The following is a 22806-nucleotide window of genomic DNA, read 5'->3' as shown; positions in this document are numbered from 1 at the left end:
GCTATTCCGTTTCACTTTTATAAAGAAATCTTAATTGTTTTTCTTCACCGTTAGGCAGCTTCAACTCCAGCAGGTAATAGTAGCCATCCACGAATGACCTGTTCTCTGCCAGGGGTATGACCACATGGTTATTTCCCCGATTCAGTTTGATCGCCGGTAGTTTACGCATTTCCAGTTCGGGCCTGGTGATACAACGGATCTTATAATTCAGCGGGGCTTTGTCGTACACATTTTCTACCGCAAACAGCACTTTTCCGCGGGCCACATAAAAATTACCTTTTGTCAGATCCGTAATATCCCTAAAGCTTTCCGGTACTACTGCCGCGGTTTCCTCTTCGCAGAACACAGTAAACTCCCATATCTCGGAGTTCACCAGCAGCATATCATTTTTGTAGGCGCTTACCTGCCACACGTACGTTTTTCCCTGCATAAGATCTTTTGCCAGAGAAGGATAGAAAAGCATGGGGGAATTAATGCCCAGCTGGTTAATCAAAGGCATATTGTAATTAAGTGCTTCTACCTTTGCCTGTCCGGGTTTCACTTCTGTGAGTACAAGCCGGTATTGTACACCCGGAACAGCCGGCAATAGTGGTTGCCAGAAAAAGGGTGGTCGCTTGTTACAGATCTTGTCTTCTTCTGCCGGGTTCAATAGCAGCAAGGGAGAAAACGGCTGGAGGTAATAATCGAAGCACTGGTCGCCCAGGGTTTCGCCCTGGTGCGACTGATCACCGGCATTCAGTTCAAAACAGTATTCGTAATCCCCTTCCATAAAGTAGCCGGACTGGCGGCAAACAGTGGCCACCTTATTTTCCGCAAAGCGGATGGCGGATCTGGCAATCAATCCACCCGGTAAGGAGTTGGTACCGGGCATTAACTGAAAGGCAGGTGTTTTTATACTTACAATGTTGCCGGCGCCGGCAACAGATACTTTTACGGTGAGACTCACCAATTGCGACTGGCTGCCGGTATTGGCCACTTTTGCCTGCAACAGGCCATCCAATGTGCGGCCATGCAGCTCTGGGATAAAAACAAAAGACACCTGGGCACGGAGTTGAACAGTACAGAACAGCATCAAAAAAATCACTCCCTGATAAAACTTTAACATAGGTACTTAATTCAATTGGTAAGAAATAGCCAGTTCACTTCTGAAGTTGCCGAACAGATAGTTCTGTGGCGTATTCAACAGGTTTTTACGGCAGTCAACATACATATTCACATTTAACCGGGGCAGTACACTGGCGCCTGCTGTTTGCCTGAAACCGAGTTGCTGCACCACCGCCTTATTATCCAGGTAGGTCATACCGCTGCTACAGCTTATTTTCTTCCACACCTGGTAGGTCCATCCCGTTTCAACCGTAAGGAGGTTGGCATATACCGCTTCACCCTTAATATCTTTATTGTAAAACAGGTTTAACGAAAGGACATGTGAGCTGATCACCAGGTTGTGGTTAATATTAATATTCAGTAAGGTGCTGTGTTGTGGCAAAATATCGATCTGCTGATATCCCAGCATAATATTGCTGTTGTATGGAAGCGCGGCCATTTTTCCCTGCACCTGTGAAGCGAGCGATAACTGCCGGGTCATATACTGAAAGGATGGGGCCTTTTCACCGGTGCTTTTCATGGCCGACTGGTTAAAACGCGCATCAAAGGCGATCTTCTTATTCAGTTTCCAGCGACCATCAATAGCAAACTGCCTGTTTTTCCATTTGCTGGAAGTCAAGGCCGAAGAGCTGATATCCTGGAAATCGGATCTTACTCCCAGCACCAGTTTATTTTTATACCAGTTTCTTTTCAGTTTTAATCCGTAACGTATCGTTCCTCTTCCTGCTCCGGGAGACGCCGGGTTATTATATCCCAGGCCAGAATAGCTGACGTAGGCGCGCTGGTTCATATTCCACTCATTTACCTGCCCGTTGTAGTCGAGGCCCACTGACAAGGTTTCCCAGAAATCGTTGAACAGCGATAATGCAGCAGCCTTACTGGCCAGCATCGGGTCATTACCTACTGCCGAATTTTTAAACTGGTTGCTGGACTTTGATAATTGTGCGGCGATACGGCCATAACCACCCAGGCTGATATCTTCGGAAAAAGCGCCTACAAAAGTATTTCTAGGTAAATTCAGGGTAGTATACTGGCGGCGGGAATCGCTTTTGGTATTGGCGTTCACGACCCCGGCATGGCTGTGTGGCTGTGTAATATCACCGGCGCCCATTTGCAGGAACTGCATGCTGTAAGCCCCCGGATCAAGCGATGAATTAAAAGCAAGGTCTTTTATTGTTCCGCCATCGATACGCTTTCCGGCACCCAGCATCAGGAATTTATTGTTGTTCAGAAAACTGGTCTGTATACCGGACATAAACAAGTCCTGTACCCCACCTTTACTTCCGGAAGCCGCAATGTTACCGATGTCGAGTTGTTTGGCACTTAATAACAGGCGTTGCAGACCGCTCAATGGCAACAGTTCTTTAATGTTCCTGATTTTGTTGCTCTCCTCTTCCAGTTGCCCGTTGATTTTTCCTCCCATCACCCGTTCGTCTGAGATAATGGACTTAGCCTGCAGGCCTTCTCCTACTTCTTTCTTCAGCGCCAAAACGCCTGCCATATATTTTCTGGCTGCACTGGCTGTACGGAAGTGTTCCAACAGTCCATTGAGGCTGCTGTCGGCCACCGGATGTGCCAGTAAGATACTATCCTGCAATGCCGCAACAACCGGCTCAAGGTCTTCTGCTGTAATGCCGAAAGCTCTATTGTTTAGTAACTCATTCCGTAGTTGTAACGAATCCAGCTGGATGATATGATCGCTGTTGAGCAATTGGCCGAAGGCGGCTGACTGCTTTTCTCCCAGCCCTGTGAGTTTTTGCTGGAGCGCTTCCAACCGGCTGTTGGTAAAGGATTTTACCGCGCTTTTGACATCAATGTCTTTCAGAAAGTATTTTTTGAGATCATATTTCTTTTCGACTATGCTATTGAGGCGTTTTACGTAAGCGTCTTTATCAAATGAAAACTTCACGAGCGACTGATCCGCAAAGGGATTGTTCCAGGTACTTTGTCCTGAAATATTTGAATACTCCACGTTAACGGGTATATTCTTTATCATCAGCTGATCCCCTATTGTAACGCTGGTACCCAGCATAGGCATGCCCGGCGTATTTTCTGCGAAAGCACCGGCACTGGCTTCTTTAAGGCTGTTACTATACGCACCGGCATTTAACAGCTTATTCACGCCCGTTTCATCCCGTAAGGCATAGAAGCCCCGCAGCTTATCCGCGATGTATTGACGGATACGGGCAGTGTCTTTGATGGTACTCATGCCTTGCTGCAACTGCGCGAGCTGCTGTTTACCGGCTGAATTACCGATAAACTGAAAGAATTCCTGCCGGGCGGATTCCTGCAGATATTTGCCGGCGCCTACATCCGGAACAGCCGGAAGATTTTGCCGGAGATATGCTTTAGCCTGTGCCATGGCTGACCTTTTGTTCAGCGAGTCTGCCAGTATCATCTGCAACATAGGGTTACCCATAGGCAGCCCAGCTTTTTTGGCATATTCCTCCAGTTGCTTAACGGGGGCATTTACTTTTACCGTTTGAGCATGAACGGTGACGGAAAGTAGCACACAGGTACACCACGCCGCTATAACTTTTGCCATATAAAAATTTTCATGGTATAGGGATTATTTATCTGGGAAGCAGCAGGGACGCTATCCGGGGAAGCAACCCTGCTGCGGGTTATTTTTCTTTCATATCAATGCATTCAGGAATGAAAAAGAGCCGTATGTGGCAGAATTAGCCGACTGATACACCGCAATGTTGATATTCCCGTTTGCATCTGATGTTACATTTCTACCAGGGACACAGTTTATGAGCTAACGTCTTTACAAAAAGTTCCTCATTAGTACATTAATCTACTTTCTCAACGATCACTGCATTCATAAAACACAAACCCCAAACATCCGGCATATAGCAACCAATTTTTATGGTTTCTCCATCTTTTAAATAACCTGTATAAGTAAGATAGTTGTTAACATTATCCTTACCTACAATTGTATTATCACATACCCCATTACTGCTACCCATTTTTACCCAAATTTTTGATGGTGCAAAATCAGCTGTAGTACTTGAAAGTATCTTCACATTGTAAGTGCCGGCAGGTAAGCCCATTCCAGGCACACCAATTACTTCATAGTTATAGTTTTGTGTAGCTGGATTAAAATTCAAAGCATAATTTAACCTCGCACTTTTAGAAACAACTGCTGGAAAAATATCGGTATAAATGTTAGCAGGAGCTTCATTGTCATTCCCATAATTACCACTATACTTTGCCCAATGAGTTGGATCAGTACTAACAGTATTGATTGCCCAACCTGATACAGGGTCTATTGCTGTTTGAACTGATGTTGTTGGGTCGCCTGTTAAAGTTGCCCAGTCAGGATGGGAAGCAGCGGTTGTGCTAGCGAAATTAAATTTGCCGAAATTGGCTCTTGGATTAGCCGTTGTTGTTTTTTCAATCAATAATATTGCAACGGTTTGACCATAATAGGATATGTTCTGATTGAATTGAAAATTAGCTAAAGCGGACATATTCATAACTATCTCTCCCGATGCATTCGGTTTAACATTATAATGGTCAGTTGTAAACATTGTGTTAAAACCTTCTAATCTACTTTGAGCGATACTGCCGTTCAATTCTGACCTGGTACCAGTTTTATTATTCGAATTAAATAAAGCTTTTGAAGTATTAGAGTTGTATATAATTACATCATAATATTTGTTTACATCCAGTCCAGTTAACTTCCATTGCGCTGGATTAACATTTGAGTATTTGAATGCTGTTTTGAACATATCAGCACTCATGCCCATGTAATTATGATTAAGCCCATCAGTTGTAATTCCTTCAGGGTTGCTAACTACTGTAAATCCTTTTGTACTTGTACCATTTTTAATGTCTTTCAAATTTGATACAGTTGTATTGTTAGCAGCTGAAGTAACATTGTTGATAGTATATAAGTTAAAAGTTGAATTGCTCCCAAGATTCAACATATAATATTTACGATTTTTAGCAGTTGTCAGACTATCCAAAACTGTATTCAATCGGTTTGTAAAACCCGTTTTATCAGTTCCATTATTCAATTTATCCACAATTAATTTTGCTCTGGACCAATCATAAAACTTCAATTTTTCTTCTGCTTTTGTAACATAATTATTACAGGTAGTTGTTAAGTTTTTGCTGTGAAAAAGTAAAAAGTCAGTTTCAAAATCAAATGGGGCAATTCTTTTATCATAAACATAATTATTCCATGTACCATTATCATGTTCACTATTCCAAGCCATTAACATTAATGGAGGGTATATACCTTTTGGATTGGCAGCATTGATGCTATTAACATCATCTAAGGTTGAATATTGAGAAGTGAACGGAACTCTTGTATCATTATAAGAATGGACAAACAAAAATGGTATATCTTTTACTATATCTCCATTCCCTGTAAGTGCTACATCATTAAAAGTTGTATTGGAAGCGATACCACCAGCTAACAGATTTGGATTACCTAAAGCAACGTTAGTTGTGCCTGCGCCGCCAGAAGACAAACCAGTTACATATGTCCTATTTGAATCAATTGCATATCCATTAACGGCATAATTAACTGCTTTTTGTGCGGTTGCTAAAGTCCAAAGTCCATCATGCAATTGAGGACAAACAACAACACACTGCATAGGAAACAACTTATTATGCAAAAAGTATGGTAATCCTTCAGCTTCCAGTAATAATTGATTAATATCATCGTTATTCTCAACGCCATTAACTCCAACTCCATGCAAGAATATTATTAAAGGGTAACCACCTGGTTTTAATGAATCATAACCTTGTGGCAAGTAAACCCATGTTTTCAAATTTGGGTTGTTAGAATCATATTTGTTGTCTAAATAACCTCCTGAACTAAACATATCCGATGGTCTGGCAACTGAAACATCAATATCATCAGCGTAAGTTGAACCATGATTATCAGTGACAGTCAAACGATATGTAGACCTGGCAGCAATAGGAATTCCTGTAACTCCTGTATTTATACCGTTTACGTTTGAAAATGTAACGCCTGTTATATTAGAAATAACTGACCATTGATAGGAAGCAACTGAAAGAGAAGGATTATTGATTTTTATGTTTCCATAAAAGTTGGTAGTACTTTCATTTTCATTTAAATATTGATCTAAACCTGCATTGACAGTTATTCCATTACCTCCTGGCCCCCCTGGGATGTTACCATCAACTACAGCTTTGACTACATTACTCCAGCTGGAAAAATACCCGTCCCGGAAATAGATCCGCATTCGGTAAAAGCTGCTATCAGGGCTGATAGCAAGTGTGTTTTCATAAGGTGATGTAATAGTTTTAAAATCATTATAGAGGCCGTTTATATAAGCGCTCCGTTGTACAATGTACTTAACAACATCGGTATTGGAAGTAAAATAGCTGGCGAGTGCATTCCTCATTGCATTAAACATTACCAGGTACCCCTGGTCATTCAAATGGATATTATCGCCGAACTGCAATGAAGGTTGTAATACATCGGGATTAGCAGGGTCTTCCAGGAGGTGATACGCATAGATGCATCTGGCTCCGAAAGTTTTACGCAGGTTATCTGCAGTTTGTCTCAGTTTAAGGCGCTGTGGAGCACCGAAAGCCGTACGAGGAATACTGCTCATTACCAACAACTGTACACCAGCTTTTTTGCAGGCTTCATCTATCAGCAAGGTATTAGAGAGCGCCTCCTCTGTAGACATCTCACCGCCACTGGCCTGGGATGCATAGTCGTTACTGGTATTAATGAGGATAATAATATTATTCCCATCAGCAATTGCCTTGGTGACGTTCATCGTCGAGTCTACAAAGCTATTGCTGCCTGTAGGCGCCAGATTGCGGGAATTATATCCATCTTTACAATAGTTCGTCAGCCGTGCATTGGAAGATACTGCATAAATATAAGCCTGCAGCTTTCCGGCAATGGAGTTGGCCGGTGTACTGGCATAACTCCCCGCCCCCTGGCTGTCTCCAATCAGGGCTATCTTCGGCGACTGATACAGCTCCCTGTCTGACTGCCACCATTTCAGCTGCATACTGTTGGCATCAATAGACATAGCAGCCAGCGAAACGGCCGGCACACTAACACCTCCACCGCCGGAAAACCTTACCGCGATAGTATCCTGTCCGGCAATAGCGATAGCACTGTCTCCTATATTTTCCAGGGAAAGTTTTTTGAATACTGTATTTCCATCGCCCTGGTTATACAGAAAGCCCTGTACATTTTTGGAGGCATTTTTTACCTGGAGCTCAGCACCAACAACCATGACAGTATCTTGCTTAACTCTGAATGCTGATTGCCCAAGGGCCAGAGAGGTTATGGTTAACAAGGCGAGTGTTAGTAACGCTCGAAGTTTCTTGAAAAATTGCTTTTTCATTATTAGGTATTTTTAGGGATGTTTGAATCACGTAGCCGTTCGTACCTCTTTTAGCATGCAGTATCCTCTGTCGGATTTCTGGATCAGCAGCTTGACCGAACAAAAAATACCAATAACATAGAACTTAAACATATAAATCATAGATACCAGGACCTGGAATAAGGGTACAAAACTGCAATTGCTATTCAACAAGATATCTTAATAATATCATACAGTATCAAGGGATTTATCCGGGGATAAGATACAGGAGATATAGGCACTAAAAAAATCACGAATATGTAGAACGTCCACTATCTTATATAGGTAAGGTACATGACATTGCGTAAAAAAAATCATTGTTGGATTAACTTATTTGGGTGACTGTTTTGATAAAGCTAAGGTACAGGCTAGGGGTACAAAAAACAATAACACTTTCATGTAATTAATTATATTCGAAGTTCAGATCAACCCTAATTGCCCTTGCCATGAAGTATTTAATTACATTATCGAACCGCCCGACTCAATGAAGCCGTCAAGCTAATATACGGTCTGGACGCGGACTTTGATAAAAATAAAAATGGACAAACCGAGGAAAATCTCGATTTGTCCACTCTCGTGCCCAGAACTGGATTCGAACCAGCACACCCTTGCAGGCGCTGCGACCTGAACACAGTGCGTCTACCAATTTCGCCATCTGGGCAACTGATATCGTGTCAGGGAGCGCAAAGATAAGCAGCTATTTTAATTTTCCAAAAAAATAACGGCAACGCCTATATTAATAATTAAAAATAAAGCCAAATGCTGTAATGCTGAAAGGCATCCCGCCCTTCGCTACCAGGTACAGATCATGCACGCCTTCGGCATGACGAAGGTTACCCGTTAACTTCAACGCATAGGTGCTATCTCCCGTATAAGGAATGTCAAGGGTACCAATAATTTTACCTTTGGGTTTATCTATCCGGAACTCCAGCCGGGCATTACTCTTTTTGTGCTCCGATGCCACTTCCACGCGGAAGCCTATTTCACCAAGACTTAAATTAACCTGGGCAAAGCTGAGATAACTGCCCTCCTTCATCTGGAATTCCGTTGCACGATTCCCCTTTTTACCCGCCGGCGCCGCCGTCTGTCCCAAAACAGATACCGGCACGAAAGCAAAAAGCAGCAATAACATCAGCCTCATAGGATAGGATAGGTTGTCTTCTTCTCTTTTCTAAGATGGTCAGGAAATAATGCTTCCCGGGATAAATTAATAATAAAAATTATAAAATTAAGGAATTATGTAATATTATAGCAAAATAATAACCCGGGCTCACGGGTAACCACGAAAAAGCCCGTAACAAATAAATGCTACGGGCCTCCCCTTAATTTCATTTCTTTGATTTATATACCGGCCAGCCGGGCGTAAATTTCCATCATCCCCGCCTGTCCCAGCAGCTCTTTTTCCGGACGGTTGCCCACCATATTGTTGCTGCTGTTCCTCTCCTGTTCCCATACCTTACCCGCATACTCCTGCATAGCACGGATATACTTCGGGTTGTTATCTGTCCTGTACAGCGCTTCGTATCCCCTTAGCAATACGGCATTAAACCAGTACGAAGAAGGAAACTTTCCATTTCTGAAAAAGCGCCTGTAGCTGCCTTCTGCAATATGACGGGCCTCTTTTAAATACTGCGCATTCTTTGTAATGCGGTACAGCTTTACATTGGCCTCCAGCATAACGCCGGCATTGTAAGTATACGTCGCAGAATCAATACGGTTGTTTTCTGCCGGCTTTATGGCATCCCAATACACCCCATCCTCACTGCGCAGATACCTGTTTACCCAGTTGTACAACAACAAAGCAGTATCCAGGTAGGCTTGTTTATGAACAGCATTATACAATTGCAGCGCCAGTAAAATAGCCGGTCCGTTGGAACAGGTATTTTTCGTGGTGAGATCTCTTTCCTTCCAGTATAAACCGCCACCACTAACGGTATCGTAACCCGTCATCATAAAACGGTAGATCTCCGTTCCTTTACCCAGGTACCACTTCTTCCTGGTACGCGCATACGCATCCAGGTACGCAATGCCAATCCACTGGTTATCGTCGTAGTACCTATCCTCCCGCCTTTCCTTCACTACATAAGATGCATATCCCGGAGCAGGTGGAATAGGATCATAATACTGGTTAATTGCCTCCACCACCGGCGCCATATACACTTTGCCGGGATGGATCCGTTCCATTTCATTGGTGGCTTGTATGAGCCCGCAAAGGCCCCACAGGTCGGCATGCGGATTATGATTCTTTGTACGGTCGCTGGTTTGGATATACAACCCCGTTTTGCGCTCATACAAATATTTGTTCACTGCCTGCTGCAGCATCTCTGCCTTTTGCCTGTTGCTTTGGGCAAATACGCTGCCGGCAGACAGCAAACACCAAAAGGTAAGCCTCACTATTCTTCTCCCCATCTTTATCATTTTCATTACTTCATCAGTCCCATACTCTTCAGCTTCACCGCCGCTTCCATGAGCATAGCGCCACTCAACTGGGTGGTGAGGTCGCTGCCGGCAGCCATGGTGGACCAGTCCTTGTTAAATAACACCTGCGGGCGCGTCGTGCCTTTCAGCCACAACGTTTCTGCGTTCAGCTGCAGGAAAGCGGCATACTTTGCCACATCCGTGCTGCTGATACTGCCATCGGTGATCAGCAACATCAGGTAACGCACCAGTACTCCTTTGAACAAACCACCATCTCCGCCGCCTTCATCTTTCAGGATATTGGCATTGGTAAATCCACCGGCTAAGGCGTTGTTGGCCGTTTTCAATGCGTCATTGATATATACATTCTGACCGGTCAGTTTATACAACTCCACCCCTGCTCCAATAAACACACCCTGGTTGTAAGTGAAGTTCCAGTTCTTGGTTACCTGACCGCTGCCGTCCTGGTTAATACCATCCCAAACGAGACCGGTAACCGGGTCTACCAGCGTGGCTTTCTGCCAGTCGTAGATCTTTTTCGCCCAGGCAATATCATCCGGGTTCTGGGTAAGACCATACATCCGGCAGGCAATAATACACGCAGGCGCATTGGCAGGCGTATTCTTGTAGTTCTTGGATTTATCCTTATTCCAGTGGATACCGCCGCCCCATACATCATCCCAGCCGCCTTTGATATCGTTCCACAGCAATACGGCTACATCTTTGTACCGGGTATCGCCGGTGGCCTCAAAAGCGCGTAAGCAGGCAAGGTTCATCCACTCCATATCATCATAGAAATGGTTGATGTAAGTACCGCCGTTCTTTGTTTTCATGCCCGCCAGCAAATCATCCATACGGGCTTTGATAGCCGGGTCATTTTTACGTATATAGGCATCCGTTAGTACGTCCAGTGCATGCGCATTGGGCCAGTAATTAAAGGTGGCATTACCCGCATTATTGGCGTTAAAATATTTCTCCTGGTTCCAGAAATTGCTGGTGAGCCCCTGTAAAGAGGAATCACCGATCTGCGCCCAATCGAAAACATAACGCGCCTTGTTGGCTCCCGGACCCGGGCCATCATCTACAGGTTCTTTCAAACATGCAGTGAAGGCCAGGGAGAGCATTAAAAGGGAATATCGTATCAGCTTCATAGCGGTCATTATTTTACGATGATTTCGTGGGTGTAATTTTTATCCGTGGTGAAGTACAGGTTCACATCACAATTCTTATTGTCTGCTTCGGTAGCGAACTTGTAACAGTAGTTCCACTGGTCGTTGTTGGTAATAGGACGCAGCTCCCAGAAACTCAGCGGTGTAGCGGAAGTTGGACGGTTGTTATCTGCATTGGAACTTCCTATCCACTCTTCACCGGCATTGCCATCACTGTCTTTTACGTTGATACGGAATTTATAACGCTCATCACGTCCCCATGATTCCTGTTTGAAAGTGATCAGCTGGCTCTGAATTTTCCAGGTACCGCCACCGGCATAATTGATCTCGAATAAAAATTTATTCAGTGGCGCAAACCAAAGACCAATAGTGCCTATTTCTGTTACGGTTGCTGCGGCGTTATTGAAATCCAGGCGCAGGCGATATATTTTAGTACCTGCGGTTTGTTCACTTTCACCACCTTCTTTTACAGCGGTACCGGTAATGGAATAGGTATCCGGTGTACCAGTGTTCCTGCTGGTGAAATGATATTTACCGTTTTTGAGAGATGTATAAATTTCATATACCCCCGGAGCAGTGGATTTCAGCTTCAGGGCTTTCGACAGGTCAGCGCCCACTTCGGTAGCTTCACCGGTGAGGTACACATCTGTAGGGATCTCGGCAAAACCATTAGGTCTTTCTACTTCAATGGTTTTTGTTTCGGCAGCCTTCTGGATATTATATCCTTTGGATGCCAGCACCGTCCATATCAGTTTTCCGGTGGCCAGGGAAGCAATGCCCGCTTTACCCGCCACGCTGTTCAGGTCTTTATGCGACAAAGTCAGTTTGTTCTGCACACCGCCACCATCAGAAGAAAACTTTGCCACAGGGGCAGAGAAATCGCCACCGGCTTTGTCAAAGGCTACTTCATATTGCACCAGGGAACCATCTTCGGCGCGGGCCTGGTCCCATTCAAAGCTCACCGTAGCGCTGGTAGTAGGCTGCAGCTTGATGTATTTATTGTCCAGCGGCGCGGTGAGCTTTGGCACCGGCTGCATATTGGTGTTGAGTGAATAATCGTCTTTCTTGCAACTAAAGAATAAAACACTCAGTATGATGATCAGATATTTTTGCATGTTATTACAGTTTTAGGTGGAAGGATATTACCAGTCTTGATTTTGTGAAAGATTTTTATTCTGATCGCGTTCTACGGTTGGCACCGGCCACAGGTAGTGTTTGGGATTTGTAAACAACCTGTTTTCCACTATGATGTAGCCGTTCGGATCTTTGTTGAATGCACCGGAAGTTACTTTGATGCCTCTCACTGGCCTGTTCATCACTACCTCCGCAATTTTCCAGCGACGAACATCGTAAATACGCAGTCCCTCGAACGCCAGCTCAGCTCTTCTTTCCCGGCGGATCACCACACGCTGCTGATCCTGGTTAAGCGCTGCATTAAACTGCGTGGCGCCTGCATCGTTAAAGCCGGCACGCACACGGATAGGCTGAATCGTTTGATTCCATACGGCCGCATTCATCTGCCCCAACTCATTTTTTGCTTCTGCATACATCAGCAGTACATCGGCATAACGGATCATGATCAGGTTCAACCCGGAAGCATAATTGGTAGCGGCGCGGTCATAATACTTGTAGAAATAATAACCGGTGGGAGAAGCGCCCTGGTCGTCTACCGTATTGGTAGCAGGCACAGAACCCGGCTGCGTAAGAATGGTTTGCTCCGCTCTTGCGAAATCAATCACCTTAGAGCCATGATGCAGGATGGTAGCCTCAAAGCGTGGGTCCCTGTTGATATACGGCGTGTTCTCATTATAACCGGAACCGGCTTCACCAATGGCTTTGCCGTTAGCCATGATATAATCATTTACCAGGTCCTGGGTAGGCACCAGCACACTTCTCAGCGCGGCAATGGTTTGCGGCATGAAGGAACGTTGCTTGTCGTATGTTCTGCCACCACCATATTGCAGGTCCAGGATTACCTCGCTGTTATATTCATTGGCTACGGTAAACAGGCCGCTGTAGTTGCCAAACAAGGCATAGGCGCCATTGTCTGTTTTGCCGATCAGCTTCTCACAATCTGCTACCACAGCTGCCCATTCGCTGCGGAACAGGTGTACACGGGCGCTCATAGCGATGGCTGCACCGCGGGTAATGCGACCACGGTCGTTCTGCACCTGTTGCGTGTTAGTAGGCAGGTCTTTCTGGATATCCGCCAGTTCTGCTAATATAAATTCCTGGACGGTGTTCTTATCGGTGCGTGCAATGGTACGGGAAGCATCAATGGTGATGAGGTCCGTATAGAAAGGCACATCACCATACCAGGCGGTGAGCTGAAAATAAGCATACGCACGGATAAAGCGGGTTTCCGCCAGGATGCGGGCTTTCAGCGCTGGGTCCATATTGGGTACCCGGTCTATATTGGTGGTAACGGTATTGCACCTGCGAATAGTAGTATAGTAATACGACCAGGTATCCGATACACGCCCGTTGGCGCCATCATAACCGCCGTTGGAAATGGCATTTACATTCATCATGCCACCGCCGCTGTTATACGCATTATCACTCAGCGCTTCATCTCCAAAGAAATAATCATCTTTTGAAAGATGTTCATAACAGGCGGTCAACGCATCGAGGGCATCCTGTGAATCACGCCAGTAGGCAGTTTCAGTGAACTCCCGGGTGATCGGCTGATCCAGTTTACGGCAACTGAACAAAGTGCCGGCCATTAATATTGATAAAACTAATTTCTTCATACAATTGATTGTTTAGGCATCAAAACTTAACATCCAGACCAAAAGCAAAAGTGGCCGCATTCGGGTAATTACGTCCTGCAATAGGGTTGTAATTAGACATGGACAACTTATCATCAAACTGCGTAAACTCAGGGTCCACGCCTATTTCACGGAAGCGTTTAGGCATAATCGTTATCAGGTTCTGGCTGGTAAAGTATACCCGCACACCCTGGATACGCGCCCTGTTCACTAAAGCTGCAGGCAGGTTGTAGCCCAGCTGGAAGTTTTTCAGACGCAGGTATTTGGTATCAAACAGCCAGTAATCGGAATAAGCGAAGTTGTTGGCATCAGCAGAACCGATGGTCAGCCGTGGATAGGAAGCACCCGGATTAGTAGGCGTCCAGCGGTCGAGGTGCTGCACCATGGCGTGGTCTTCATTGTTATGGAATGCCTCCACGATATCGCCTCGCAGGAACTGGGAACGCTTGCCCACACCCTGCCAGAACATGGTCATATCGAAGTTCTTCCAGCTTACGCTGTAGTTAAAGCCAAAAGTGTAACGCGGGAAAGGATTACCAAAGATGTAGCGGTCGTTTTCATCGATCACCCCATCTTTATTACGGTCAATATATCTCACATCTCCCGGCATCACCTGCTGGTTGTAGGCAAATGGTACTTTAGGTGCATTCTTTATATCGTCCAGGTTCTGGTATAACCCATCGGATTTATAACCATAGTAAGAAGCGATAGGAAACCCTTCTTTAATGATAAAGGTTACATCGGAACCACGAACAGATTCCTGGCCGAATTTAATCACCTTGTTCAGGTTATCGGCGAGGTTGAAACCAAAGTTGTGGTGGAATTTACCGGTGGTCATCCTGTAATTCACGGCCAGTTCCCAGCCTTTGTTATTTACCTTACCCACGTTTTCCAGCGGAGCGGCAGTACCTGCGGTTCCCGGTACCGTCTGGAAAAGATAGATCCCGTCTGTTGTCTTATTAAAATAATCGAAAGACGCTGTTAAAGCACCCTTCAGGAAATCCGCATCGATACCATAGTTACTCATGGTAGAAATTTCCCACTGCAACAGGTCGTTGTAAGTAGAGAAAGTAGCGCCAATAGCAGGCGTGTTATTAAACGAATAACTACCGGTGGTATACGGAGAATTGCGGTCATCTGTCAGTCGTACCCTGGCCAGGTAATTGAATCCGCCGATGTTGGAGTTACCCACCTGTCCCCAGGAATAACGCAGCTTAAAGTTGCCGATCTTATCCTTTACTTCTTCCATAAATGCTTCGTCTGTCAATCTCCATCCCAGTGAAAATGCCGGGAAGAACTGCCAGCGGTGGCCCGGAGCCAGCTTGGAAGAACCGTCGTAACGCCAGGTCACTTCCGCCAGGTATTTATCGTTATAAACGTAGTTAAATCTTCCGAAAAGAGAATTCAGCGCATACAGGTTAGGATTGCTCATATCGTTATAGGTGCCGATATCCCTGTAATCGAAGGTGCCATCCGGTTTAGGGATATAGCCGCCACCGATGGCCCAGTCGTTGTCCAGGTTGGTAGTACCAAAACGGTCGGCCCGGAAGCCGTAACCTTCATTCACCGCATCACTGCGCACACCCACCTGTCCTTTTACGTAATGCTTGCCAAAGGTATTCTCATACTCTACGGTACCATATACGTTTGTCGTCAGATCCTTGTATTCGGAATTATGCATCTCATTATACAATGGCGGTGTGGCGGTAGTATAATAAGGTGCATACGTGAATTTATTAATACGGGTAACGGTATTATCAATGTTATAATTACCGGACGCATTCAGGTTGATCTTAAAATGATCTGCCGGTGTAATCACTACATCGATTCCTCCCATCAGGTTATCTACTGTTCTCAGTCTGTATCCGCTCTGTGCCAGTAAAGCCATTACGCTGTTGCTGGTCAGTGGTGGCACCACCCAGTTACCCAGCGTATCTTTCACGGCAGTGGTACGCGGTACACGCATCGCATCGCGCATCAGGAAGCCGATATCAGATACCTGTGTGCGATAAGTGGAGCGGGTATAAGCTACATTACCGCTTACTTTCACGTATTTGCTCACATCTACCGACATGTTGAGGCGGGCGTTGTAACGCTTGTAGTAAAAGTCCTGCGGCACATATTTATTCTGGAGCATATTGCCCTGGTCGAGGTAACCCAGCGATAACAGGTAACTGCTGGTTTTACCGCCGCCGTTTAAACTTAAATTGTGACTTTGCTGCGGCGTGTATTTGCGGATCATTTCGGTGAGCATGGCGGGTTCGGAGCCACGGTTGTGCCACGACTGTATATCACCCGGCGTGTACTGCGGCGTTTTGCCGGAGTTCACGAGGGCTTCATTTTTCAGGGTCATGTACTGCCATGCTTCCATCTGCCGGGGCAGTGTGGTGGGCATTTGCCAGCCATACATACCGTTGTAGCTAACTGAAGGATGTTCGTCTTTCTTACCTTTCTTCGTGGTAATATAGATCACTCCGTTGGCGGCCTGTGAACCGTAAATGGCGGCCGATGCCGCATCTTTCAGTACAGAAATGGTTTCCACATCGTAGGGGTTCAGGTTCTGCAAACCATTGCCTCCTGCCTGCACACCATCAATGATGACCAGCGGAGCATTGCCGGTTAGGCTACCTACCCCGCGGATGTTCATGGTCATAGGTGCCCCGGGTTCGGCAGTGTTCTGCTGCATGATGAGGTTGGGCGCCTGTCCCTGCAAAGCCTGGAACATATTCACGGCCGGCCTGCTGGTGATGTCTTTTGAATTAATGGTGCTGATGGCGGCGGTTACCTGTGTTTTCTTCTGCTGGCCATAAGCCGTTACCACGATTTCTCCCAGGTCTTTGGAATCTACATTCAGCATGGCAATGATGCTGGTTCTTCCGCTGATGGCTATTTCGGAAGTTACATATCCTACGGAAGAAAATATCAGGGTGCCGTTAGCGGCGCTGGCAGGGATTTTCAGCGTATAGTTGCCTTCCACATTGGTAACGGTACCCACACTCATTCCCTTTACGCGAACGTTGGCGCCGGGAATGGTTTCTCCTTTGTTATCCACTACGCGACCGGTAATAGTAATATCCTGCTGCTGATCATTATCAGCAGTAAGATTACTACGCTTCAGGATAATTTTATTAGCGATGAATTCATAGTTGATTTCCAGCGGCAACAGGATCATCTGCAGTACATCATCCAGTTTGTTATCCTTTACGTTCAGGGATATTTTTTGTGCTGCTTTAATATCATCGTTGGAATACACAAAAACCAGGGAGGTTTGTGCTTCAATCTTTTCCAGTACCAGTGCGAGACTGGCATTGTCAACCTGCAGGCTGATCAGCTGATTCATAGCGGGAGGTCTTTCCCGTTCCTTTACCGGCTGATGTTGCACCTGCCGGCGTAACCCTGCCGCATAGGCTACCTGCGCATGCAGATCCAGCACGCTCAGCAGCGATAAGCAGATTATCAGCGACAGGAAAGGCGGACGAAAAGAAGGCTTGTATAATACCTTTCTCATAACGTAGTGGTGATTAAAAATGAATAAATATTGGTGTTGGCTTGATGTGATTATTCTCCTATAACTAATGTTGAATCGGTGATGCGGTAGTGGAACGCTTTCGATTTACTGAGGTAGTACATAATATCTTCCAGGGAGTTATTATGGAAAGCCCCGGTTAACCGGTACTGTTTTGGTGCGTTGGCTTCAAACTCTACCCGCTTGTTGAAATTGCGTTGCAGGCTGGCGCCGATTTCTTCCAGGGTGGCATTTCTGAAAATAAGCCGTCCTTCTGTCCAGGCTTTATCTTCCGACCCGATGGTATTGCCTTTGATCAGGGTGCCGCTGCTGGCGGTATAGGTTACCTTTACATCAGGTGTTACCAGGATGGTATCACTAATCTTTTTGGTTCCTTCATAGCGTGGAATGAAGGCTACTTTTCCTGTTACCACGGCGGTTTGCACCGGTTCATTTTCATAGGCCCGGATATTAAAAGAGGTACCCAGTACTTTAATAGTTCCTTTTTTCAGGTGTACAATAAAAGGACGTTTGGCGTTGGTGGCTACATCAAAAAAGGCCTCTCCTTCCAGGAAGATCTCGCGGTTGTCGCCGCGGAATTTTTCCGGGTAAGTGATCACGCTTTCTGCATTCAGCCAGATCTTACTGCCGTCGGCCAGTTCAATAAACGACCGGGTAGCCTTGCCGTTACTGCGTTTCACCCATTGTTCCCGTCCGGCATCCGGTATCTTACGTGTAGCGTTAAAAAACCAGAGGACGCCGACCGGTAACAATATGGTGGCAGCAACAGCAGCTACCCATTTCCATCTCCCGGATCTCTTAGGCTCCATCGGATGGATGTTAGTCGTTTGTTGTTTTATTTTAGACATCGTTCGCTGCAGGGCCTGTTCCGTGTTTTCGGCCGACAGGTGCCGCGGATCTTCAAAATAGTGGTGGAAGTGATGATATTTTTCTTTCAATACCGGGTACTGTTCCAACAGGGCGTCCAGCTCCGCCAGTTCCGCAGACGTTGCAGCTCCCGCCAGTTTACGGGTAACCAGTAAGACGAAATGTTCTTCGTTTATCATAAAATGGAATCGTGTTCAGGTATAAGGACAGGTGGCGGAGGGAAAACTACTTACAAGCGCGGAAAAAATATTTTCCGCGGAGGTTGTCTTACTCAGGATTACACTGATTATACTGATTTTCTGGATTTTGTTTCTTTGGATTTTTTTGATTTTAACAGAATTAGTGGGTGAGATATAAGCGAAGCTATCCGCTTATATCTCCCCTAATCATTAATAAAATCCAAAGAAAAAAAATCCAGAAAATCAGTATAATCAGTGTAATCCTGCTCCAAGACAATTTCACTCGCCGAAGGCGAGCAGGGCAGACATAGCGAGCAGCATGATCAGCGGCGGCAGCATTTCCTTCGTTTTGCCGATGGCGCCCAGCCCTTCGTTCAGGCGGCGCATGGCGCGGAAAAGCTGCGTTTCCACCGTGCGGGGAGAGATATTGAGGATTTCGGCAACTTCCTTGTATTTGAAGCCGTCTTCTTTGATCAGCTGGAAAATGCGGCGGCATTGGGCCGGCAGCGAGGACACGATCTGGTCCATTTTAAAACGCATCTCCTTCCATTCCAGGTCGCGTTCCAGGTCGATGCTGTTACGCAGATCGGCCGTATCGGAACCGGAAAGCGGTACAATGCGCAGGTGGGAATACTGCTCCAGGTAATTGAGCGAATGATTTTTTACGGCCACAAAAAGATATACTTCCAGGTTAGATACCTGCTCTATTTCCTTACGGCGGTTCCAGAGTTTAACAAAAACATCAGACACTATTTCCTCCGCTGCTTCCTTTACATGCACATACCGGATACAGAAATGCAATAAACGGTCGTACAGATGACGGAACAAACGGGCAAATGCCTGTTCATCATCATAACGCGCTATCTGCACCTGCCATTCACTAATCTCAGCCATCTTCATGTGTATGCTAAAACGTTTTTGCTTAGTGGACAAAAAAAACGAGAATCAGCGGTTCTCCTTGTTGTTCTGGTTGTTATCGTGAAACTTTTGGTTGACATAACAATGTTATAAAAAAAGATCAATATAAACAATTATCCATTTTAAATGATAATATATCTACATATATCTATCAGTCACGTTGCCCTGTCTCTCCGGATCTTACCTCCATCCTTCCTTAATCAAAAAATAAAAATCATTATAATCAGCGTAATCAGGCAGAAAGACAAAATCCGCTGCATTAAACCCACCCCTCCTTCACCGCCTTTACCACCAGTTCAGCAGCCGATTTGATCCCCGTTTTCTTCAGCATGTTTTTACGGTGCTTGTCCACCGTAAGCTTACTGATATTTAGATGGATAGCAATCTCCCGGCTGGGCATACTGGCCAGCACCAAACGAAGGATCTCTTTTTCCCTTTTGGTCAACACTTCCCGGCTGGGTGTGAGCGTTTTCCGGATTTCCACATTGGTAAAAGATGGTTCTCCCTCCAGCCCTACAAAAGATAATACCGGGTGACCGGTGGGTTTCAGGTGGGTAATATCCGTATGCACGCATAAACTGCGTAATACGGCGCCGGTTTCATCGTGCTGTATGCAGGTGGACTGCTGCAGCAACCGCACATATTCGCCGTTGGCTTTCCGCACACGCAGATCGTAACGGACTTTATACTTCAATACTTTTTCGGGTGGCAGCCGGGAAAAGAAATCCACCGCCGCCTGCTCAAACTCCAGGAAACTGGCCACATCTTCCGGGTGAATACGTGACATCATCTCGGTAATCGTACATTCATCCGCGTTATAACCCAGCACGTCGTATACACCCGGATGCATGAAGTCGAGTTCTCCCCTTACCGCATTAAATATAAAGTAGTAGCATGCTCCCACCTGGAAAAAACTAAGCACTTTCTTATGGACTTCCATCTCCAGCGCCAGATCCGGCGGATCATTGCGCTCAGCCAGTATATTCCAGACCTTCCTGGTTTCTTCATATATGCGAATCGTCATGGTACTAGGGAGATATTACAATGAAAACCGTAAGCAAACCTGCTAAAAAGGGCTATCGACGGGCATTCCGGCAACGTCAACTAGCTCAGCAGATTAAAAGATACAAAAACAATTGTGATACTTATGCATATTAATGCCACCAGGAAGGTATAATCAGCTACCTGTTCCAACCGCTCACTGGTCCTCCCTTCGTTGCTTTTCAACGATAAAAAAGACAACAGGCAACTCGCCATCAGCAGGATGGCCGCTATCCCGGTGCAGTCATCTATAATGGTGGCATGATTGAAATGAGCCACTTTAATGGAAGTTAATACGATCAGGCAAAAGCCCAGCAGGTTAGTAGAGGTATTCAGTATGTGCGGCGACTTACTTTGATTTGCCATAACGCTGTATTGTATGTTATTCAGGATTAACAAAAGTCCTGTATTGCAAATGAATAAATTTTGTTGATAGTTTAGGCTCCTGATAGCATATCTTATGAAAAAAATAACACTTATAGCACTGTGTTTGCCCGCATTCATAAATGCCCAACCCGCAAAATATGTCCTGAACGGCAAACTTACCAAACAGAACGGCCCCGCAAAAGTGTACCTGAACAAAGTAGTGAATGATGTGCTGGTAGTTGACTCGGCAGTGGTACAAAATGGTGAATTCCGTTTTGAAGGTTCCGTGGAAGGTCCCGTTCGTGCCATGCTCATCCTCCATACCAAAGGTGGCGGCATCGATTTCATGCAGCTTCCACCGGACGCGGACACCAGGATCTTTTTCCTGGAAAAGGGAACCACCAAAGTGTTGATCAGGGAACATGTAAGCAAAGCGCGCATCTCTTCCCCCATCAACGAGGAAGCTGCCAACTTTAATAAATCCATGAAATCTGTTCTGAAATCCATCCGGCAGCTTTCAAAGGAATATAACAGGGCGCCGGCCAGTAAAAAAGACGACAAAGGATTCCAGCAGCAAATGGCCCTGCAGTACCGCGTGTCCTACGAAGCACAAAAACTGCTTCAACATAAATACATTGCCGAAAATCCCAACTCATTCTATAGCCTCATGGCACTGGAAGAACTGGCCGGCCTGGATGTAAACCCCGACCTGATAGAACCTATCTTCCTTAAACTCTCCGAAGAAATACGCAATACCACCGAAGGAAAAGCCTTTGCAGCAGAAATTGCCCGGGCCAGGAGCCTCACAGTAGGATCAGATGCACCCGACTTTGAAGTACCCGACATGAATGGGAAAATGGTAAAGCTCTCCGACTTTAAAGGCAAAACCGTATTCCTGGATTTCTGGGCCTCCTGGTGCGAACCCTGCAGACGCGAACACCGCAAGATCCAGGAAGTCTATAAACAGTTCAAGGATAAAAACTTTACCATTATCAGCGTGGCACTCGATCCGCCGGCCGACCGGAAATATTTGCTCGAAGCCATTAAAGAAGACAGCATGGTGTGGACCAACCTCGCCGATCCTAAAATAGATAAAAACCACGCTGCCAGGGTATATGGCGTGAAAGCCATCCCACAGAACTTCCTCATAGATTCTACCGGCATGATCTTCAATAAAGACCTCACCGGGGAAGCACTCTACCAGCAATTAAACAGTTTGCTGAATAAACAGAATGAGTAAAAAGCCCTACATTTGTCCTTGTCAATTATAAATATAAGTTATCGTAAATATATAATACATGGACAAACAGCCCCTTTTCTGGGCCGCTAATCTCAAATTATTACGGACACGAAAGAAGATTTCCCAACAGCACCTATCTGATTTACTTGGACTGAACCGGAACAAGATCACCGCACAGGAAAGCGGGAAAACACGCAATCCCCGGATGGACGACCTGGCGCTGATCTCCGGCTATTTTAAAATAGACCTGGACCTCATGGTGAAAACCGACCTGTCGCAGCTCCCGGAAGAACAACTCCTGGAACTGGAAGCCGGGAAAAAGGTGGACCTAACAGGCAGGCATATACGTATCCTGCCGATTACGGTCGACAACAGCAATGAGGAAAACATGGAGTTTGTTCCTGCACGCGCCCGGGCAGGCTACCGCAGCGGCTTCAGCGACCCGGCGTTTATTTCGGCACTGCCCAAATTTACCCTGCCCGGTTTGCCCAGGGGTAAAACCATCCGCATGTTTCCCATCAGCGGCGACTCCATGGAACCCATTCCGGATGGCAGCCATGTTATTGCGCAATACCTGCAGGACTGGTCCCATTTAAAAGATAATACCGCCTGCATCCTCGTGCTGAAGGGAGGCGAAGAAGAAATTGTATTTAAAGTGGTAGGCAATCACATTAAGCAAAACGGTACGTTATCACTGCATTCACTGAACCCGCAGTATGAAACCGTAACCGTAGCCCTTGAAGAGGTACTGGAAATATGGACTTTCATCGGTTATGTGAGCAAACAATTTCCGGAGTTGAATTAAATCAACCCGGCGATAACAATTTCATGCGTCCCCG

The 22806-nt window shown here is 45.8% G+C and carries 15 protein-coding genes and 1 tRNA gene; 2 read left to right on the top strand and 14 right to left on the bottom strand.

Features of this window, described 5'->3' with window-relative positions:
• Position 1: 1 nt before the first annotated feature.
• From ACLHR0_RS22880 to ACLHR0_RS22815, 14 genes are all read right to left on the bottom strand, one after another.
• The gene (locus ACLHR0_RS22880) at positions 2 to 1105 is read right to left on the bottom strand and encodes a hypothetical protein (protein ID WP_436489799.1); all 1104 of its coding nucleotides are present in this window, start codon (positions 1103 to 1105) and stop codon (positions 2 to 4) included.
• 6 nt (positions 1106 to 1111) lie between these two features.
• Positions 1112 to 3649 (bottom strand): hypothetical protein, encoded by a 2538-nt coding sequence (locus tag ACLHR0_RS22875; RefSeq protein WP_436489797.1) that lies wholly within the window; start codon positions 3647 to 3649, stop codon positions 1112 to 1114.
• Positions 3650 to 3899: 250 nt separating this feature from the next.
• Positions 3900 to 7457, bottom strand: coding sequence for a PKD domain-containing protein (locus tag ACLHR0_RS22870; RefSeq protein WP_436489796.1), 3558 nt, complete (start codon positions 7455 to 7457; stop codon positions 3900 to 3902).
• A 595-nt stretch (positions 7458 to 8052) separates the two neighbouring features.
• Positions 8053 to 8136 (bottom strand) — tRNA-Leu (locus tag ACLHR0_RS22865).
• A gap of 75 nt (positions 8137 to 8211) precedes the next feature.
• Complete coding sequence (locus tag ACLHR0_RS22860) at positions 8212 to 8616, bottom strand: carbohydrate-binding protein (protein ID WP_370910178.1); 405 nt, start codon at positions 8614 to 8616, stop codon at positions 8212 to 8214.
• 200 nt (positions 8617 to 8816) lie between these two features.
• A complete protein-coding gene (locus tag ACLHR0_RS22855; RefSeq protein ID WP_436489794.1) occupies positions 8817 to 9884 on the bottom strand; it encodes a glycoside hydrolase family 76 protein in 1068 nt (355 codons plus the stop codon).
• 14 nt (positions 9885 to 9898) lie between these two features.
• Positions 9899 to 11044: a glycoside hydrolase family 76 protein gene (locus tag ACLHR0_RS22850; RefSeq protein WP_436489792.1), complete on the bottom strand. Its 1146-nt coding sequence runs from the start codon at positions 11042 to 11044 to the stop codon at positions 9899 to 9901.
• 8 nt (positions 11045 to 11052) lie between these two features.
• Positions 11053 to 12177 (bottom strand): SusE domain-containing protein, encoded by a 1125-nt coding sequence (locus ACLHR0_RS22845; RefSeq protein WP_436489791.1) that lies wholly within the window; start codon positions 12175 to 12177, stop codon positions 11053 to 11055.
• 27 nt (positions 12178 to 12204) lie between these two features.
• Positions 12205 to 13812 carry a RagB/SusD family nutrient uptake outer membrane protein gene (locus tag ACLHR0_RS22840; protein ID WP_436489789.1) on the bottom strand — a complete coding sequence of 536 codons (1608 nt, stop codon included), beginning with the start codon at positions 13810 to 13812 and terminating at the stop codon, positions 12205 to 12207.
• Between the two features lie 19 nt (positions 13813 to 13831).
• On the bottom strand, positions 13832 to 17338 hold the full coding sequence (locus tag ACLHR0_RS22835; protein ID WP_436489787.1) for a TonB-dependent receptor: 3507 nt from the start codon (positions 17336 to 17338) through the stop codon (positions 13832 to 13834).
• A gap of 50 nt (positions 17339 to 17388) precedes the next feature.
• Positions 17389 to 18402, bottom strand: coding sequence for a FecR family protein (locus tag ACLHR0_RS22830; protein WP_436489785.1), 1014 nt, complete (start codon positions 18400 to 18402; stop codon positions 17389 to 17391).
• 279 nt (positions 18403 to 18681) lie between these two features.
• Positions 18682 to 19302: an RNA polymerase sigma-70 factor gene (locus ACLHR0_RS22825; protein ID WP_436489783.1), complete on the bottom strand. Its 621-nt coding sequence runs from the start codon at positions 19300 to 19302 to the stop codon at positions 18682 to 18684.
• 277 nt (positions 19303 to 19579) lie between these two features.
• Positions 19580 to 20344: a LuxR C-terminal-related transcriptional regulator gene (locus ACLHR0_RS22820; protein ID WP_436489782.1), complete on the bottom strand. Its 765-nt coding sequence runs from the start codon at positions 20342 to 20344 to the stop codon at positions 19580 to 19582.
• A gap of 80 nt (positions 20345 to 20424) precedes the next feature.
• Positions 20425 to 20727, bottom strand: a complete 303-nt coding sequence (locus ACLHR0_RS22815; RefSeq protein ID WP_370910169.1) for a hypothetical protein — start codon at positions 20725 to 20727, stop codon at positions 20425 to 20427.
• A gap of 94 nt (positions 20728 to 20821) precedes the next feature.
• Here ACLHR0_RS22815 and ACLHR0_RS22810 point away from each other — a divergent pair, with 94 nt between their 5' ends.
• Together ACLHR0_RS22810 and ACLHR0_RS22805 are read left to right on the top strand one after the other, a co-directional pair.
• Entirely contained in the window at positions 20822 to 21967 is a 1146-nt protein-coding gene (locus ACLHR0_RS22810) for a redoxin domain-containing protein (protein ID WP_436489779.1), read from the top strand.
• A gap of 58 nt (positions 21968 to 22025) precedes the next feature.
• Positions 22026 to 22772, top strand: a complete 747-nt coding sequence (locus ACLHR0_RS22805) for an XRE family transcriptional regulator (protein ID WP_370910167.1) — start codon at positions 22026 to 22028, stop codon at positions 22770 to 22772.
• Positions 22773 to 22806 lie beyond the last annotated feature (34 nt).

This window comes from Chitinophaga sp. ARDCPP14, from assembly GCF_051362515.1.
Lineage (GTDB): Bacteria > Bacteroidota > Bacteroidia > Chitinophagales > Chitinophagaceae > Chitinophaga.
Note: the sequence above shows the minus strand (reverse complement) of the source record. Positions and strands in the feature narration are given on the sequence as shown.

What these genes read in the sequence shown, in the direction of transcription:
- ACLHR0_RS22880 (WP_436489799.1), bottom strand. Translation starts at nt 1,105, where the DNA reads ATGTTAAAGTTTTATCAGGGAGTGATTTTTTTGATGCTGTTCTGTACT.
- ACLHR0_RS22875 (WP_436489797.1), bottom strand. Translation starts at nt 3,649, where the DNA reads ATGGCAAAAGTTATAGCGGCGTGGTGTACCTGTGTGCTACTTTCCGTC.
- ACLHR0_RS22870 (WP_436489796.1), bottom strand. Translation starts at nt 7,457, where the DNA reads ATGAAAAAGCAATTTTTCAAGAAACTTCGAGCGTTACTAACACTCGCC.
- ACLHR0_RS22860 (WP_370910178.1), bottom strand. Translation starts at nt 8,616, where the DNA reads ATGAGGCTGATGTTATTGCTGCTTTTTGCTTTCGTGCCGGTATCTGTT.
- ACLHR0_RS22855 (WP_436489794.1), bottom strand. Translation starts at nt 9,884, where the DNA reads ATGGGGAGAAGAATAGTGAGGCTTACCTTTTGGTGTTTGCTGTCTGCC.
- ACLHR0_RS22850 (WP_436489792.1), bottom strand. Translation starts at nt 11,044, where the DNA reads ATGAAGCTGATACGATATTCCCTTTTAATGCTCTCCCTGGCCTTCACT.
- ACLHR0_RS22845 (WP_436489791.1), bottom strand. Translation starts at nt 12,177, where the DNA reads ATGCAAAAATATCTGATCATCATACTGAGTGTTTTATTCTTTAGTTGC.
- ACLHR0_RS22840 (WP_436489789.1), bottom strand. Translation starts at nt 13,812, where the DNA reads ATGAAGAAATTAGTTTTATCAATATTAATGGCCGGCACTTTGTTCAGT.
- ACLHR0_RS22835 (WP_436489787.1), bottom strand. Translation starts at nt 17,338, where the DNA reads ATGAGAAAGGTATTATACAAGCCTTCTTTTCGTCCGCCTTTCCTGTCG.
- ACLHR0_RS22830 (WP_436489785.1), bottom strand. Translation starts at nt 18,402, where the DNA reads ATGATAAACGAAGAACATTTCGTCTTACTGGTTACCCGTAAACTGGCG.
- ACLHR0_RS22825 (WP_436489783.1), bottom strand. Translation starts at nt 19,302, where the DNA reads ATGAAGATGGCTGAGATTAGTGAATGGCAGGTGCAGATAGCGCGTTAT.
- ACLHR0_RS22820 (WP_436489782.1), bottom strand. Translation starts at nt 20,344, where the DNA reads ATGACGATTCGCATATATGAAGAAACCAGGAAGGTCTGGAATATACTG.
- ACLHR0_RS22815 (WP_370910169.1), bottom strand. Translation starts at nt 20,727, where the DNA reads ATGGCAAATCAAAGTAAGTCGCCGCACATACTGAATACCTCTACTAAC.
- ACLHR0_RS22810 (WP_436489779.1), top strand. Translation starts at nt 20,822, where the DNA reads ATGAAAAAAATAACACTTATAGCACTGTGTTTGCCCGCATTCATAAAT.
- ACLHR0_RS22805 (WP_370910167.1), top strand. Translation starts at nt 22,026, where the DNA reads ATGGACAAACAGCCCCTTTTCTGGGCCGCTAATCTCAAATTATTACGG.